Source organism: Pelagicoccus sp. SDUM812002 (assembly GCF_031127835.1).
Lineage (GTDB): Bacteria > Verrucomicrobiota > Verrucomicrobiia > Opitutales > Opitutaceae > Pelagicoccus.
Window position 1 is genome coordinate 50,236 of record NZ_JARXHX010000021.1, and the last position, 15,536, is coordinate 65,771.

General features: G+C 54.7%; 13 protein-coding genes. 3 read left to right on the forward strand and 10 right to left on the reverse strand.

The features are described 5' to 3' along the window. Positions 1 to 12: 12 nt before the first annotated feature. From QEH53_RS20605 to pyrF, 6 genes are all read right to left on the reverse strand, one after another. On the reverse strand, positions 13 to 930 hold the full coding sequence (locus QEH53_RS20605; protein ID WP_309025109.1) for an ABC transporter permease: 918 nt from the start codon (positions 928 to 930) through the stop codon (positions 13 to 15). A 182-nt stretch (positions 931 to 1,112) separates the two neighbouring features. Then, complete coding sequence (locus QEH53_RS20610; protein ID WP_309025110.1) at positions 1,113 to 2,708, reverse strand: peptide ABC transporter substrate-binding protein; 1,596 nt, start codon at positions 2,706 to 2,708, stop codon at positions 1,113 to 1,115. A gap of 13 nt (positions 2,709 to 2,721) precedes the next feature. Further along, entirely contained in the window at positions 2,722 to 4,290 is a 1,569-nt protein-coding gene (locus QEH53_RS20615; protein ID WP_309025111.1) for a peptide ABC transporter substrate-binding protein, read from the reverse strand. Positions 4,291 to 4,348: 58 nt separating this feature from the next. Beyond that, entirely contained in the window at positions 4,349 to 4,834 is a 486-nt protein-coding gene (ispF, locus tag QEH53_RS20620) for a 2-C-methyl-D-erythritol 2,4-cyclodiphosphate synthase (RefSeq protein ID WP_309025112.1), read from the reverse strand. Positions 4,835 to 4,846: 12 nt separating this feature from the next. Continuing rightward, positions 4,847 to 5,554 carry a 2-C-methyl-D-erythritol 4-phosphate cytidylyltransferase gene (gene ispD, locus QEH53_RS20625; protein WP_309025113.1) on the reverse strand — a complete coding sequence of 236 codons (708 nt, stop codon included), beginning with the start codon at positions 5,552 to 5,554 and terminating at the stop codon, positions 4,847 to 4,849. Between the two features lie 57 nt (positions 5,555 to 5,611). Further along, positions 5,612 to 6,328: an orotidine-5'-phosphate decarboxylase gene (pyrF, locus tag QEH53_RS20630; RefSeq protein WP_309025114.1), complete on the reverse strand. Its 717-nt coding sequence runs from the start codon at positions 6,326 to 6,328 to the stop codon at positions 5,612 to 5,614. Positions 6,329 to 6,350: 22 nt separating this feature from the next. Here pyrF and ispE point away from each other — a divergent pair, with 22 nt between their 5' ends. Further along, positions 6,351 to 7,250, forward strand: a complete 900-nt coding sequence (ispE, locus tag QEH53_RS20635; RefSeq protein ID WP_309025115.1) for a 4-(cytidine 5'-diphospho)-2-C-methyl-D-erythritol kinase — start codon at positions 6,351 to 6,353, stop codon at positions 7,248 to 7,250. Positions 7,251 to 7,354: 104 nt separating this feature from the next. Then, positions 7,355 to 9,121, forward strand: a complete 1,767-nt coding sequence (gene ptsP, locus QEH53_RS20640; RefSeq protein WP_309025116.1) for a phosphoenolpyruvate--protein phosphotransferase — start codon at positions 7,355 to 7,357, stop codon at positions 9,119 to 9,121. 86 nt (positions 9,122 to 9,207) lie between these two features. Here the strand turns inward: ptsP and QEH53_RS20645 are convergent, their stop codons facing one another. Then, the gene (locus tag QEH53_RS20645) at positions 9,208 to 10,146 is read right to left on the reverse strand and encodes a metalloregulator ArsR/SmtB family transcription factor (protein ID WP_309025117.1); all 939 of its coding nucleotides are present in this window, start codon (positions 10,144 to 10,146) and stop codon (positions 9,208 to 9,210) included. Between the two features lie 125 nt (positions 10,147 to 10,271). Continuing rightward, positions 10,272 to 12,125 carry a transcription elongation factor GreA gene (greA, locus tag QEH53_RS20650; protein ID WP_309025118.1) on the reverse strand — a complete coding sequence of 618 codons (1,854 nt, stop codon included), beginning with the start codon at positions 12,123 to 12,125 and terminating at the stop codon, positions 10,272 to 10,274. Between the two features lie 91 nt (positions 12,126 to 12,216). Between greA and QEH53_RS20655 the strand changes: the two genes are divergently transcribed. After that, entirely contained in the window at positions 12,217 to 13,473 is a 1,257-nt protein-coding gene (locus QEH53_RS20655) for an RsmB/NOP family class I SAM-dependent RNA methyltransferase (protein ID WP_309025119.1), read from the forward strand. Here the strand turns inward: QEH53_RS20655 and QEH53_RS20660 are convergent. Together QEH53_RS20660 and QEH53_RS20665 are read right to left on the reverse strand one after the other, a co-directional pair. Further along, positions 13,470 to 15,059 (reverse strand): methyl-accepting chemotaxis protein, encoded by a 1,590-nt coding sequence (locus QEH53_RS20660; RefSeq protein ID WP_309025120.1) that lies wholly within the window; start codon positions 15,057 to 15,059, stop codon positions 13,470 to 13,472. The two genes, QEH53_RS20655 and QEH53_RS20660, sit on opposite strands and share 4 nt — an antisense overlap. A gap of 47 nt (positions 15,060 to 15,106) precedes the next feature. Beyond that, positions 15,107 to 15,520 (reverse strand): hypothetical protein, encoded by a 414-nt coding sequence (locus tag QEH53_RS20665; protein ID WP_309025121.1) that lies wholly within the window; start codon positions 15,518 to 15,520, stop codon positions 15,107 to 15,109. Between the last annotated feature and the right edge of the window lie 16 nt (positions 15,521 to 15,536).

Genomic DNA, 15,536 nt, shown 5'->3' on the forward strand with positions numbered 1-15,536 from the left:
ATGTGACTACTCTTAACGTTTGCGGAGTTTAGGGTTGAGGAGAATTTGGGCTGCGTCCACGGCGACGTTTGCCAGAATGATAAGCGCTGCGTAGAAGAGCACGGTGGAGAGCACCAGCGAGTGGTCGCGGCTTAAGGCCGCTTGAACGAAATGGCGTCCCAAGCCGGGGACCTGAAAGATGGTCTCCACAACAAAGGATCCGCTGACTAGGCCGGCGAGGGCGGGACCGAGGAAGGAGACGACGGGCATGACGCCTCCGCGCAAGGCGTGTTTCAGCACGACGATACGCTCCGGAAGCCCCTTGGCTCGAGCCGTGCGAACGTAGTCCATGCCCAGGACCTCCAGCATGCCAACTCGGGTGAGCCGTGCGACGTAAGCTGCGTAAAAGAGACCGAGGGTGAGGGCTGGCAGAATGCGGTCGGAGAGGTCGAACCAGCCTGATACCTTGAACCAGCCGAGCCAAACTCCGAAGAATAGGGCCAAGAGGGGGCCGATTACGAAGGTGGGAAGGCAAATGCCCAGCATGGCCATTGACATGGGAGCGTAGTCGGCGGCGGTGTTTTGCTTGGTCGCGGCCAAGACGCCAGTCGGAATTCCAAAAAGCAAGGCGACGAGAAGGGCCCAGATCCCCAGCTCAAGAGAGACCGGGAAACTCTCGCCGATAATGTCGCCAGCTGTGAGCCCCGGGTAGGAAGTGAGGGGAGGAAAGTCGAATGTTAGGTGCTGCTCGAGGGAGCGGAAGTACTGAACATACACTGGGTCGTTGAAGCCGTAATACTCCATCTGGGCCTCAATGATGTGTGGAGCTACCTTACGTTCTTGGGAGAATGGTCCACCCGGAGCGGACCGTACCATGAAGAAGGTGATGGTGTAAATCGCCAGCAAAGTGGGGATCGACTGGCCGAGGCGGATGAGAAAGAAGCGGAGCACGGGCGATTGAGATGCTGCTGTTTATCAAGCTAGACGCTCGGGCGAGAAAGCGAAGAAGGGAATTGCGGAATGGAAGCTCGTTTTGACCACTGGAGGTAAATGAATCACAAAAGCGGGCGGAGGGAAGTTTATTGGGCTGATGTCTTGACCTCGCTAGGGGGAACGTGGCGTCGAGTTGTCCCTCAGTTTTCGAAATAGATGCCTTTGTAATTTCGGATGTCGAGGGGGGAGGAGTGCCAGCCTTTTACTCTCGGGTCGATGCGATAGACGCGAGTGTAGTGGTAGATCGGTATGACCGGCATGTCCGTCAGCAGGATCTTTTCTGCTTCGGCCAAGAGTTCGAGGCGCTTTTCGTCGCTATTCTCGATGAAGGATTGGGCGATGAGGCGGTCGTATTCGGGATTGGAGTAGCTCGCATCGTTTTGTCCGCTGTCGGACTGCATGATACGCAGAAAAGTGTCTGGGTGCAGGTAGTCGCCTATCCACGCATAGCGCGCGATCTGGAAGTCGCCCTCTTGCATGGAGTTGATGTAGACCTTCCACTCTTGATTGCGGATATCGACGTCGATACCGAGGATCTTCTTCCACATTTGTTGGATGGCTTCAGCGATCGCTTTGTGGCTTTCCAAGGTGTTGAATTTGATGGTGAGAGTGGGGAATCCTTCGCCATTTGGGTAGCCCGCTTCGGCAAGCAGCTCGCGGGCTTTGGCGGGGTTGAAGCTGACGAGCGGTTCGGGGGAATAGCCGGCAACGCCTGGTGGAGTGAAGAATTCTGCGGGAGTCTGGCCGCCTTTGGTTATGCGGCGAACGATCGCGTTTCGATTGACGGCGAGACTAAGGGCCTGCCGCACCTTGGGATTGTCGAGAGGAGGGACCTTGTTGTTGAGGACGTAGAAGTAGGTGCCGAAGAAGGGGTCTAGGTGGAGCGTCTTGTCGTTGCGGTCCTGATACACCTGGATCATGTCGCTGGGTACGGTGTAGGTGTAGTGGAGGTTGCCGCTGTTGAAGGTTTGGTCTTCGGTGTTTTCGCTGGCGATGGGGAAGAATTTGATGCCGTTTAGAAGGACGTCTTTCGAATCCCAGTAGGTGGGACTTTTGGCGACCTCGATTATCTGGTTCATCTGCCAGTTTTTAAGGACGTAGGGACCGTTGCCAACGTACTCTTCGCGTATCCAATTGTTAGTAGGGTCGTCCATGTCGCCATACTTCTCGACGGTGGCTTTGTGAACCGGGAAGAAGCTGGAGTGCTTGAGGATGTTGAGGAAATACGGGATGGGACCTTCTAGTTCGATGGTAAGGGTGTGGTTGTCGATCGCCTTGGTTCCTACCTCCGAAAAGTCCGAAATCTCGCCTTCGTTGAAGGCTCGGGCGTTTTTGAGGTTGAAGAGCATCTCTGCGTACTGGGAGCCGAGGCGAGGGGAGAGGATTCGCTGGAAGCTGTAGACGAAATCGTGAGCGGTGACGGGATCGCCATTGGACCATTTAGCGTTCTGGCGAATCTTGAATGTCCACTTGGTGAAGTCTTCGTTTTCCCAAGACTCGGCCATTCCAGGAAGGGGAATGGTGTCGTCGGTAGGGCTCGGGGCGATAAGGCCTTCGAGCAGGGTCATAATGACGTGGTGCCCGTTCATGGAGGAATTGATATGGGGATCGAGACTGTGCGGCTCGGAACCGTTGCCCAGCAGCAGAATTCCTTCTTTCGCGGCCTCGTCGGCGGGAGTGGCGAAAGCGGCATGGGTGAGCAGGAGAGTAAGGATAGTGGCGGCGATTGCTTTCATGGGCATTGGTTGCTTAGTGTTTGAGCTCTACATGCTTGTACGAACGAATATCGGTTAACGATGCGGGCCAATTGCGGACGTGTGGGCTGACCAAGTAGTCCTTGCTTTTCCAAAAGAGGGGAATGATGGGCATTTGTTCCGTGAGGAGGTCTTCCGCCTTATGAAGCGTTTCGAGCCGTTGGGCCGGATCTGCTTGAGTGGCAGATTGGTCGAGAAGCTTATCGAAGGAGGAATTTTCCCAGCGAGCCCGGTTGTATTGGCTCTCGCTCTGCCAGATACCCAAGAAGGTGAAAGGGTCCAAATAGTCGCCGAACCATGCGATGTAGCTGATATCGTAGTCGCCGTTGTCGAGGCGATCGAGGAAGCTCTTGAACTCCATGTTTTCGATTCGTATCTCGATGCCGAGCTCGCGTCGCCACATCTCCTGCAAGGCTTCTGCGACTGCGATGGATACGTCACGGTTCGAAACGACGAGGCGTAGGGGACCGTTAGCATTGATTTGAGCGACAAGCTCTCTCGGAAGTTCTGGAGCTGGGGGAGGACTTGTATCGCCCAGTGGATACAAGGGCATGGCGGCTGGCGTGAAGCGTGAAGCCGGGAAGCCTGTTTTGACGATGGACTTGATGAGCTTGCCTCGGTCGATAGCAGCGCTGAGAGCGCGGCGGACGTTTGGATCTGAGAGGGATGGGAATTCGTTGTTCAGTAATAGGTAGGAGGTCGCCAGCAGCGGATCAGCTCGAGCTCCATCTAGCTTTTGGTCTTTCAATTCAGAGGGGATTTCCTCGGTTATGTCGAGCTGGCCAGCAAGGAAGGCTCGGTATTCGGACTGGGTATTCTCGAACGGGTAGAATTCGACACGTTCGATTGAAATAGTAGGAGCGTCCCAGTAGGCTTCGTTTTTTGCGATAGTGATGCGTTGGTTTCGTTGCCAACGATCTAGCATATAGGGGCCGTTGGACACGAGATCGTTGCTCGAGGCCCAAGGGTTGGCGATGTCATAGAGACCACCTTTTTGCTCTATGAAGTGGACCGGGACTGGGAACCAAGACCAGTGCTTCATTTTTTGCAGAAATACGGCGGTGGGCTGCTCGAGGGTGATTACGAGTGTGTATTCAGAGGGCGCGGACAATCCGACTTGATCGAAGGACTTGATTTCGCCCATGTGGTAGGCTTTGGCATTCTTGATATCGAAAAGAAGCTCGGAGTTTTGAGCGCTGAGCTGAGGGTTTAGAATGCGTTCGAAAGAGCTGAGAAATGTATCGGCGTTTATGGGGGTTCCGTCTGACCATCGTGCGTTTTCTCGGAGCGTGAAGCTGTACTGCGTTAGTTTTTCGTTGGCTTCCCAAGAAGTGGCGATGCCCGGCTCGAATAGGGCATCGTCGGTCGAGGGTTCTGAGAGCAAGCCTTCGAAGAGAGCGGTGATGACGTGAGCCTCTGCGAGAGAGACAGCTTGCTGGGGGTCTAGGGTGCGAGGTTCGGCTCCGTTCCCGATGCGGAGGCTGTTCCTTGATTCTTGTTTTCCGCAGGAAGAAAGCAGCAAGGCACAAGATGAGAGGAGGATGGTCTTTATCCAGAAATGCACGTTCTATTGGTTATTCCGTTTTTGGATCTTGTTTTGACGATGATCGGGTCGACAGGCTCTACTGTTTACAAATGAGGGCGGAGGCGTGAGCTGCGATGCCCTCGGCTCGACCGAGCGAGCCGATTTTTTCGTTGGTCGTGGCCTTTATGCCGATTTGAGCTGGATCGATGCCAGCTGACGCCGCGAGGCGCTTTTTCATGTTATCGAGCTGGGGATAGATTTTTGGCTTCTCCGCGATCATGGCGGTGTCGATATTGACGATATCCCAACCTTTCTGGCGGAGCGTGGCGGCCACTTCTTTGAGGAGCTCTTGCGAATTGATACCTTTATACTTTGGATCCGTATTGGGAAAGAAATGACCGATGTCGGGGAGGCCGGCGGCGCCAAGCAGAGCGTCGCAGATGGCGTGGGTGAGCACGTCGGCGTCCGAGTGGCCCTCGAGGCCATAAGGAGTGTCGAAGGTTACACCTCCGAGCACCATGGGTCGGCCGTCTTGGAAGGGGTGGATGTCGTAACCTTGGCCGATTCGAATAGGTGGGATCATATAAACTTGGAGCTAGGTACAGGGTGACGGTTCGGAGTTGGAAAGAAGGTAGGAGAGGTAGATCAGGTCGGCGGGAGTGGTGAGTTTTGGATTAGGTCGTTTGTTATCGATGAAGGCCACGGGTTGGTCGATGTCTTCGATTGCGGAAAGATCGTCGGTGATGGGGGTACCTGATTCGATGACGGTTTTATAGGCGCCTTGGATGATTGGATACTGGAAGGTTTGTGGTGTTTCCATGGCCCAGAGCTTGGCTCGGTCAACCGTGGTGGGGAGGTAGGCTCCGTCATAGGTATCGGCCGATTTTATGGTGTCGGTGACGGGGTGGGCGAGGCAGGCGGCACCGATCTCTGTAGCCTGGGCGATGGATTCACGGATCGCATGGGGGGTGACGCAAGGACGAGCGCAATCGTGGATGAGGACGATCTCGGTCTCGGCAGGCGCGGCTTGGAGCCCGGCCCAGACGGAGTCTTGGCGTTGGGCGCCACCTCTTGTGAATATGAGGGATGAATTTTGAGGGATGATCGCTTCGATGGCGATTTGTTGGGCTTCGTCCCGCGTGACGATTATCAAGTGCTGTACCTGACCGCTGGATACGAACGCGTCGATGGAGTGGGCGATGACCGGCTTGCCGGCGAGGTCGGCGAGGATCTTGTCGTCGACTCGGCCTCGCATTCGGTTTCCGGAGCCTCCTGCGAGGAGAATAGCTGTATTTGTAGACATCAGACTTTTAGTGGCGTGTGGCCTTTCGGCCGTGCCCAAGGCTAGCGATCGCCAGACCTATGCGTTGAGCTCGGCATTGATGGCTGCAACAGCGGCAGCAGGGTCTTCGACTCCGTAAATAGGGCGGCCAACTACGATATAGTTGGATCCGACAGCACGTGCCTGAGCGGGGGTCATGATACGCTTTTGGTCTCCCGCGGCAGATCCGGCTGGGCGGACGCCTGGGGTGATTAGCCGGAAGTGGTCACCATGCGTTTGGCGGATGGTTTGCACCTCGTGCGTGGAACAGACCAAGCCGGTCATGCCCGCGTCTTTGGCGAGGCCAGCGAGATGGGAGACACGCTCAGCGGGAGATTGTTGGATACCGAGCAAATCGAGAGAAGTCTGGTCCATGGAAGTGAGGACGGTGACCCCAAGTAGCTGCAGGTTTGGGTTTACGTTTTCCTGCGCTTCGATGGCCCACCTCATCATCTCTTTACCGCCACAGGTGTGGATCGTGAGCATTTGGATCGGAAGCTTGCCGACGGACTCGATGGCTTTGGCGACTGTATTGGGAATATCGTGGAGTTTGAGGTCGAGGAATACGTTTTTCCCGAGGTCAGCGATTTGGCGGACGTAGTCGGGACCGTATTTGGTAAACATTTGCAGGCCGATCTTGGCCCATTTGAGTTCGGGGCCGGCCTTGGCGAGGAGGGCGAGGGCGTCTTCTCGTTCTTCGATGTCCAGTGCGAGAATGAGCTCGCAGGAATTTTTGCTTTGTAGCGTTTCAGTCATGCTGGTTTCTGTTTTCGGGACTATGGGGCAAATCGAGGTTTTCAGTCCAGCAAAGATAAACCTGTTTCTGTCGGTGCTAGGCCGGATGGAGACAGGATTCCATGAGCTCGCGAGTCTGGTGGCTCCTGTCGACTTCGGAGATACAATCCGTATCGAAGCGGTGGAAGCTAGCGAGGCGTCGGTGGAGCTTCAATGCAGCGACAAAAGTTTACCTACAGATCGAAGCAATTTGGCCTATGCGGCAGCGGAGGGCTTTTTATTGCGAAGCGGATTGAGCTGGAGGGTGTCGATCGACCTTGAGAAACGCATCCCTCACGGAGCAGGATTAGGTGGCGGCAGCAGCAATGCGTCAGCTGTCCTGATGGGGCTCTCGGACTTGGCCAGCGAGGCCGGGCAACTAGGTCTATCGCGAGGAGAGCGTTTGGAATTGGCGGCTGAGCTAGGGTCCGACTGTCCATTATTTTTGGAGAAGCGGCCGTTGATAATGAGGGGTCGAGGGGAATTGCTCTCATCGATTTCGTCCGAGGCTTCCAAGCGCTTGGCGGGACGGGAGCTGGTTTTGTTCAAGCCCAGTTTCTCGATTGGAACGCCATGGGCTTATCGCTCGCTAGCTGGCTCTGAAGGTGCATTTGACGAAAAGGAATGGGCGGAACAGCGCCTTGATCGGTGGGAATCGGGAGATCTTTCGCTGGAGAATTTGCTGCACAACAGCTTCGAGCAGCCTACCTTCGCCAAGTTTGTGGCTCTCGGATCCCTGCTCAAGCGCGTCAGGGAGCAAAAATTAGGCTGCCTAATGTCGGGTAGCGGGAGTTGCTGCTTTGCTCTGGTCGATACGGATTCTCAGGCAGAATCGCTGATATTCGAAGTGAAGGATTGCTGGGGAGAACGGTGTTTTGTTGAGCGAGCTCGGGTGTTGGGCTGAAGTTTCGCGCGCATTGAAGTATTTCCTCTTGAGGCGAATGGGATTCCCGTTTGCTATATCGCGTTCGTTCTCTAAGCCCCTCTGCACGAACGCCTCATCTTCGCATGGAATCAAAGGACAGGTCTGAAAAAGTTTTCTCGGGAATCGCCGCATCGCCGGGGATAGCCCATGGTCAGATTTACATCCTATCCGAAAGGGAAATCGCGGTGCCGAAGTACGCGGTTTCCGAAGCTAAGATGGATGGTGAGCAGGAGCGCTTGGACAACGCGATCGTCGAAACGCGCAAGCAGATCCAGAAGATCCAAGAGGAAATTCGGGATTCGATCGGAGAGGACGAAGCTCGAATATTCGATGCCCACCTTTTGGTCTTGGAAGACCAGGCTCTTATCGACGAGTCGATTCGCGAGATGAAGACCTCCTCTTGCAATATCGAAAACGCGATCTGGAAAGTCGGCCAACGCTACATCGAAGCATTTGACCAAATCGACGATGAGTACTTGCGGGAGCGTGCGAGCGACATTCGCGACGTGATGCGTCGCCTGCTGAGCAATCTCACAGGGCAGCAGCTCCAGCACTTGGGAGAAATTGTCAAAAACCGGGTCTTGGTTGCGAACGATGTAACCCCTTCTGATTCCGCTTCGATGGACCAAAAGGGATTGCTGGGGATCGTCACAGCAGCAGGCAGCAAGACTAGCCATACGGTGATCGTTGCGAGATCGATGGGAATCCCGGCGGTCGTTGGCCTAGGAGATATTTTTTCAAGTATCCATTCGGATTCGGTACTACTGGTCGATGGATACGACGGCAAGGTGGTCGTCAATCCGAGTGAGAGCACTTTGTTCAAGTACGGTAAGCTCAGGGATAAGAAGCTCTCTTTGGAGAAGCGGATGATCGAGTTTACCAAAGACGCCTCCCGCACGCGGGACGGCTCCCGGGTTGATTTGATGGCTAATATCGAGCGAGCGGAGGAAGCGGCGAAAGCGGTTTCGCTTGGCGCGGACGGGGTGGGCTTGTTTCGCTCTGAATATCTTTTTATGAATTCGACTCGTCTTCCTTCCGAGGAGGACCAGTTCGAGGCATATCAGACTGCAGTTCGAAGCATGAATGGCTTGCCCGTGACGATTCGCACCTTGGATCTGGGCGGCGACAAGATCATGGACTCGTCTGATGTGCCCATGTATCGGGAGTCGAATCCATTCCTTGGGTACCGAGCGATCCGTTTTTGCCTCGATCATGAAAAACTCTTCCTCGAGCAATTGCGTGCGATACTGCGTGCGAGCGCCTTCGGCAAAGTGCGTATCATGTATCCGATGATTAGTGGCGCATTGGAGTTAAGTCGGGCGAATCTAGTCTTGGAAACCGCCAAGGAGCAGCTTCGCAAAAAGGGCGTCGCTTTCGACGAGAAGGTGGAAGCTGGGGCAATGATCGAAATTCCCAGCGCTGCTATCGCGGCCGATACCTTGGTGGAAGGTTCCTCCTTTTTCAGCGTAGGAACGAACGACCTAATCCAATACCTTCTAGCCGTTGATCGCCTCAACGACCGAGTGGCGCATCTCTACGAGCCAACGCATCCTGCCGTGGTCCGTACTCTCAAAATGATCATAGACGCGGGGCGCGAAGGCGGAATCGGGGTGAGCATTTGCGGCGAGGTCGCGGGCGATCCTGTGATGGTTCCGTTACTCGTGGGACTCGGGGTGGAGAGCTTGAGCATGTCGCCGACGCTATTGCCCAACGTGAAGTTTGTGGTGCAAAACATGGACATGGCGGAAGCGAAAGATATTGCTGAAATGGCTTTGAAGACGACGGACGGATCTCTGATCCTCGAGCGTTTGTTGGATTTCTACACGTCCCGCATGGATCAGCTTTATTAGGGATCCGGGTATCGGGTATCTGGTGACGAGGTGAGGGGACGAACGCTCCCGTATGATCGTCTGGGGCAGTGGGTTAAGGTCTTACGCTATTCTTGCGGACGAACTCCGCTGGCGAGGAGCGTTTCGAATTGCGGTTCGAATTCCTCTTTGGCGACGGCAGTGACCTCCACGTTTTCGAATCCTGCCTCTTTGAGCCAGTTGTGTAGCTTGTTCTCTGAGAAGCCCAGCCAGCGGTCGGCGTAGAGCTCATGGGCTTTTTCGAAATTGTGCTCCTTGAGGTCGAGGATGACGAGTCGTCCTCCAGGTTTGAGAAGACGAAAGGCTTCGGAGATCGCCCGCTCAGGGTGTAGGGCGTGGTGGAGAGCTTGACTGAGGAGCGCGAGGTGCACGGATTGGTCGGGCAACGAGGTTTCCTCGATGTCGCCGTGGATATATTCGAGATTGTCCAGCTTGTTACGTTTTGCCAGCTCGGTCCCGACTTCCACCATACGGGGGGAGCTATCGACGCAGTAGACGCGCTCGGCGTGGCGAGCGAGGAGTTGGGAAATGAGTCCTTCGCCAGCTCCCAAATCGACGACGCGAATATGCGGCACGAGGTAGAGGAGGAAGTGTCCGATGCCTTCCCATGATCGTCCGGGGCAGTAATTTTTGCCGAGGCGACCGGCGATAAGGTTGAAGTACTCTTCCGCCTGGCGGCGGCGCTTGGCAATGACGTGGTCCAGATTTGCCGTGTCTTCTTTGATTTCAGCTGAGTCCTCGGCGGCGGAAAGGGCCGCTTTGAGGAGAGTCGATTCAGGTGATGGGATATTAGGGGAAAGCGAGTAGAACGACTTTTTGCCTTCACGTCGGTCGGCGACGAGGTCGGATTGGCGGAGGACGGCAAGCTGAGAGGAGATGCGAGACTGGGCCATGCCGAGAGCGTCCTGCAGCTCTGCTACCGAGAGTTCGTCGCGAGAGAGTAGGTTAAGGATTCTCAAGCGGGTCGGGTCGGCAAGGGTTTTTAGGGTGTCCCAGGCTGGTTTCATTGGAAGAGAGTGAAGAGTGAAGGACGAAAAGTGAAAGGGAAAATGTTGCTAGTGACGGGCTTAGGTACGAAAAACGCCGCCTCGGTGAAGAAGCGACGTTTGGAAATTTGAAACTTGGATACAGTCTACTTCGCGTCGATGTATCGCGTGATGTCCTTAATGGTGAGCTTGGTTTCGTTGGAATCAACGGAAACGGAAACTTCGTCACCGATACGCTTGCCGAGCATGCTCTTACCCAAAGGTGTGAGATAGGAGATTACGAAGTTCTCTGGATCGCCGTCCCAAGCGCCGAGCAAGGTGTAAGTGACTTCCGAACCGTCCTTCTCGTCTTTCAGTGTAACGACATTTCCGATACCAACGGTCTCGGTGGTCGCGGATGTGAAGTCGGTGATCTGGGCGCGCTTGATGTCGGCTTCGAGAAGGTTGCGGCGGGACATGAGAATCTGCTGGTCCTGCTTGGCCATCTTGTACTCGGAGTTTTCCTTGAGGTCGCCCAGTTCGCGCGCTTCGGCAATGGCTTGGGAGTTCTCTGGAATCTTCTTGGTAACGATATCGTCGAATTCCGCGACAGCCTTCTCGTAGCTTCCCTTGGAGACCATGAGGCCTTGGCTCTCTTGGGTTTCGTCGGACTCGAGCAGTGACTGGACGCCTGGGAAGAGCTTGATGAAACGAGCGAGCAGCGACTTCTTGGTGAGTTCCTCGAATCCTTGGTTGAGCAGGAGGTTGTTCGCAAGGTCGCGAGCTGTTTCTGCATCGGCGGTCGCAAGGAGGTCGGGAATGAGCTCCTTGTCCTCGCTGAGAATATCGGCGAGAGGGATGCGTCGCGAAGTAGACGACTGCAGCGCTTCGTAATCGATCGCGAAGAAGATAGAGTTGAGCAAACGTGGGAGGATCATGTCGTGAACGAGATCCGAGTACTTCTTGGAGTTACGGTTCTTTACGATCCAAAGGAGAACGGGCTCCTTGAGGTTTTGCTCAGTTTGCCAGCGAAGGAAGGTTTCCTTGATTTCGTCGGCGAAGCCATTTTCGACGAGGAAGTTGACGCTGTCCGTGGTGAACTTTCCAGAGCTGTTCTTGAGGAGCGAGAAACAGATTTCCTTCCAGTCCGCGGGATGAGAAGCCTTGATCGCCTTGAGAGCGCGGCCTTGGGAGTTGGTTGGCAGTTCGTCGATGAGATGGTCGAGACCGTCGATGTCGGACAGTATCTGTACCACGGAAGGTTCGAAGGTTTCCACGTCGATATCGAGCAAGCGAGCTATGTCGTTGCGAATCCACGCTCCTTTTAGCTTCTCCGCAGAAGTGAGCTGGTTGGACTCGCGAACGGCGGTTGCCAAAGTGTGGAGAATGAGTCCGAGCTGGTCGCGATGCTCTTCGAGCTTGTCGCCGACCGAATCGAGCAATGCTTCCGCGATGATGACGCGGCGCTTAGCGGACTGGGTGGAGTTGTAGTCCTCGATGAGTTCTTCTTCTAGAGTGACAGGTTCGTCTCGGAGGATGTACATGCCAGTTTTGCGGGCGGGCACGGAGATGCGTGGATCCTTAGCGAGCAGCTTCTTCGTAGCGGTCCACCACTTTTTGTACTTGATCGGGCCGATAACGCGAGCGAGCACGCTTTCGATTTCGGCGGTGCTTGCAGCATTGTTCGGATACTGCTTGAGAAGGTTTACGATCAGCTGGGCAGGCTCCTTGGCGATGAGCTCTTCGACGGCTGCCGGCTCGAGTTCCTTTTGGACGAGCACATGGTCGGGGAGCAGGACTTGCATGGTATTCACGCAGAAACCGGGGTCCATGCGGTGGCCTTCCTTGCCTTCGAAGTCGATGACCAGCTTGTTCTCAGACGCATCGTAGTCTTTGATCTGACCGAATCCCCAGCTTTGGTGGATGCAGTAGTTGCCCGGCTGCATAGCCTCCAGTTTGACCTTTGCTGCCTTCAGCTCTGGCTTTCTCGAAATGATTTCCAATACGGCTTCTTCGTTCATCGTCGTGTAAAGAGACTAAAGGAATAAGAGAGGAGCCTTTTTATGGAGTTGTCAATGAGACAGGCAGATCATGAATAGAGAGCTTCTTTTTATGAGCGATGATTCCTGGAGTGTAGCGGTAGAATTAGTGGCGAATTTTTCGCGCAAACCCGCGCGGATGTCCCATCTGCTGGAGCAAATGCCACCCCAATGGGACTCGGGAAAGCGTCGCACCTGCCAGTCTTTGCTCTTCGGGACTGTTCGGCATATTCGTTTGCTGGAGAGAGCTCTGGACGAGTTTTTACGTCGTAGACCCAAGCCGTTGGTATGGGCGAGCTTGTTGGTGGCGAGCCGAGAGCTGATGGAAAATCCGGATCGCGGTGCGAAAATCGTGCACCATGCGGTTGAGCGAATCGGAAAGCGGTTTAGCAAAGTTGAGAAGGGGTTGGCCAACGCGGTGCTCCGGAAAGTGGCGGGTCGATTGCCGGAGCTCTTGTGTATGGAGCCAAGCGCCGCCAAGGATTTGGCCTGGCGATACAGCCATCCGGAATGGCTGGTTAACCGCTGGATCGAGCAGTTCGGACTCGAGGAAACGGTTGCCTTTTTGCGATGGAATCAAGCCGAGGCGGGTGTGTTCGCTCGTTGGCAATGGGATCCCGAGGAGTTGGAAGAATTGAAGCCTTTGGGCGATGGATCGCCTTTCTTTCGAGTTGAGCCAGGAAGCTGGAGGGTGATCTCTCCTTTAATAGAAGCGGGGCGTCTTTATGTGCAGAATCCCGCGGCTTCTCTGGCTCCGAGCCTTTTACTGGATGCGGTCGGACAGGGAAGGCTGCTCGATCTTTGCGCTGCACCCGGCGGTAAGGGCTTGTTTATGGATAGCATTGCCCCGACGGAGATTCGGGAGATTGTCTCTGTCGACTTGGCCGGACCACGTTTCGAGCGAATGAAAGGTAACTACGATCGATACCAAGCGAAGCGGGTGCGAGCCCTTGCGGCTGATATTTTCGAATTGGAGCAAGAATCAGTCGGCGTTTTTGACGGTGTCCTCTTGGACGCTCCTTGCAGCAATTCTGGAGTTTTGCAGCACAAAGTGGATGCTCGTTGGCGTCAATCGCCTGAGGGACTGGTTGATTTGGTGGAATTACAGGGGCGGTTGCTGGCATCCGCATCAGGCTTTGTGAAGGATGGTGGAGCATTGGTCTATAGTACCTGCAGCGTGGATACGGATGAAAACGAGAGCGTGGTGTCGGCCTTCTTAGAAACGGAAAAAGGCAAGCCCTTCGCTCTAGAGGAGTCGAAGTTGAGCTTGCCTTGGAGGGATGCTCGAGATGGAGCAGGCGTATTCCTGCTCCGAAATACGAGCTGTTAGTTCCAGAGTTCGTCGAAGTTGTTTTGAGCCGCTACCGGTTGCTGGTTACGGCTGACCTCGAATGAATTATGGCTCGACCGGCTAGGAGAAGGCACCGTAGCAGCACGCTTTTGAGGTGTGGAGCTTGGCTTCGAGGAATCTCCGGAGAGTTGAATGAGCTCGTTCACGACGGTATCCAAATTTCCAGACTGCTCTTGCAAGCCGCGGCAGGAGGCAACTGTCTCGGTGGCGAAACGTTTGTTTTCCTCGGTGCTGCCGGAGAGTTCAGCGATGGAGGCGGTCATCTCTTGAATAGATGCAGCTTGTTTGTCTGTTTCGTCCGCGATCTCGCGGATGTGTGTGCTGACCGTTTGCATCATTCCTGAAACTTCGTCGAAGGAATCGCAGGTCTCCTTCACGATCTTGCTACCCGTCTCGATGTTTTGCGCGGACTTTTCGATCAGCATAGAACTGCTGTTGGCCGCTTCTGCGGAGCGGATGGCGAGATTGCGAACTTCGTCCGCGACGATTGCGAACCCTGCTCCTGCTTCGCCGGCGCGAGCCGCCTCGACGGCAGCGTTGAGGGCGAGCAAATTGGTCTGGAAGGCAATCTCGTTAATGGTCTTGATGATCTTCTGCGTTTCGGAACCTGATTCCGAAATTTGCTGCATCGACTTGTCGAGTTCTAGGATAGTGTCGCGTGTGTTTTCGAAGCGCTTGAAGCAATCGCTGGTGATATCGTCAGCGGCTCGTGAATTGACAGCTGTTGTTTGCGTCATGTTCGCCTGGTTCATCATCGACTCCGTCGTGGTGGCCAGAAGGATTGCTCCCGTTTCGCTGGACTGTGAGGAGCGTTCAGCTGCTCCGACGAGTTCGTTGGCGGTATTGGAGACTTGATCGGCGCTGCCGGTGAGAGACTGGAGCAAACGAGCGAGGATGCTCTTGGTCTTGAGGGAAGCGAATCCGGAGAAGATGGCGATCACTAGAGCTAGGGCGACATTGACTACGCTGAACAGCGAAATGTTTGAGGAGAGTTGTTCGAAGCTCTCGGTCGTTGTCTGCACGGATTCGTCGTAGACGGCAGAGACTGCGGTTTCGCCTTTGAGAACGGATGCGCGAAGGTTCGCGTTGAGGACCGGTATATCCTTGTCCCACAGCTCTACCGCTTCGAAGAACATATCCTCTTTGAGAAGCTTGCGAATCTCTTGGGTCTTATTCGCGTAAGAATCGAAGGCGGTACGGATTGCATTGATATGGGCAGCGACTTCGGAAGCGGAAGTGAGCGATTCGAGTTCATCAATGGAAGTGTGGGCTTGCTTAGCCAGCTGAATCGCCTCGCTTTCCTTTGCTTTTTTAATCTCTTCGCTTTGGCCGAAGATGTATCCAAGATTGGCTATCTCGAACTTGAGCGAGGTTTGTTGGAGTTCGTTCAGTAGTTGCTGACTGGGCACACTCTCTCTTTGGAAGTCGTTGACGATCTCGCTTCCTGACCGAGTCGAGCGGAACATGTAGATCCCTTCGACAACGATTAGGGCTGCTAGAATTGCGAGGGCTCCGTTGATGAAGCGAAAGCAATTCTTAAGGTTTAGATTTTTGAGGGAGGTCATGAGACTTCGTGGGAAGAGAGTGTGTGCGGGTAAGTTTGCGTGGGACTCTAGTTTACTTTTTTGACGCCAGAGAGGTCGGCGGTGTCGGTGACGAGACCGATTGCCCCTTTGTTGAGCTTGATGAACGCTACCAGAGCTTCCGGGTCTGAGAACTGCTTGGGCATTGTACCGCGTCCGCTAAAAGCGAGGCGTTGCCAGTGGCTCTTGAATCGAGAGTCGTCCATTTTTGTGAATTGCTCCAGAGCGCCGTTCGCGTCTGCGTCGTCCTTAAGCACTGCGATGACGACTTCGCTGCCTCCTTCCCAGAATTTTCGTTTGCCAACTAGGTAAGCGTTGAGGCTTTCACCGTCGACGGCATCGGCGTTGTCGGAGTTTACCACGACAGCCGGAGCGGCTTGAATCAAGTTAACGGATACGAGCGTAGCGCTCGCGATCACTAGACTTTTGATGAGAGTCTTCATTTCTTTAAGTTTTTAA

Excerpts from the sequence above, each read along its gene's own strand:
- QEH53_RS20655 (WP_309025119.1), top strand. The coding sequence starts at position 12,217 with ATGAGCGATGATTCCTGGAGTGTAGCGGTAGAATTAGTGGCGAATTTT.
- ispE (WP_309025115.1), top strand. The coding sequence starts at position 6,351 with ATGGGGCAAATCGAGGTTTTCAGTCCAGCAAAGATAAACCTGTTTCTG.
- QEH53_RS20645 (WP_309025117.1), bottom strand. The coding sequence starts at position 10,146 with ATGAAACCAGCCTGGGACACCCTAAAAACCCTTGCCGACCCGACCCGC.
- QEH53_RS20610 (WP_309025110.1), bottom strand. The coding sequence starts at position 2,708 with ATGAAAGCAATCGCCGCCACTATCCTTACTCTCCTGCTCACCCATGCC.
- ispD (WP_309025113.1), bottom strand. The coding sequence starts at position 5,554 with ATGTCTACAAATACAGCTATTCTCCTCGCAGGAGGCTCCGGAAACCGA.
- QEH53_RS20665 (WP_309025121.1), bottom strand. The coding sequence starts at position 15,520 with ATGAAGACTCTCATCAAAAGTCTAGTGATCGCGAGCGCTACGCTCGTA.
- ispF (WP_309025112.1), bottom strand. The coding sequence starts at position 4,834 with ATGATCCCACCTATTCGAATCGGCCAAGGTTACGACATCCACCCCTTC.
- ptsP (WP_309025116.1), top strand. The coding sequence starts at position 7,355 with ATGGAATCAAAGGACAGGTCTGAAAAAGTTTTCTCGGGAATCGCCGCA.
- greA (WP_309025118.1), bottom strand. The coding sequence starts at position 12,125 with ATGAACGAAGAAGCCGTATTGGAAATCATTTCGAGAAAGCCAGAGCTG.
- QEH53_RS20660 (WP_309025120.1), bottom strand. The coding sequence starts at position 15,059 with ATGACCTCCCTCAAAAATCTAAACCTTAAGAATTGCTTTCGCTTCATC.
- pyrF (WP_309025114.1), bottom strand. The coding sequence starts at position 6,328 with ATGACTGAAACGCTACAAAGCAAAAATTCCTGCGAGCTCATTCTCGCA.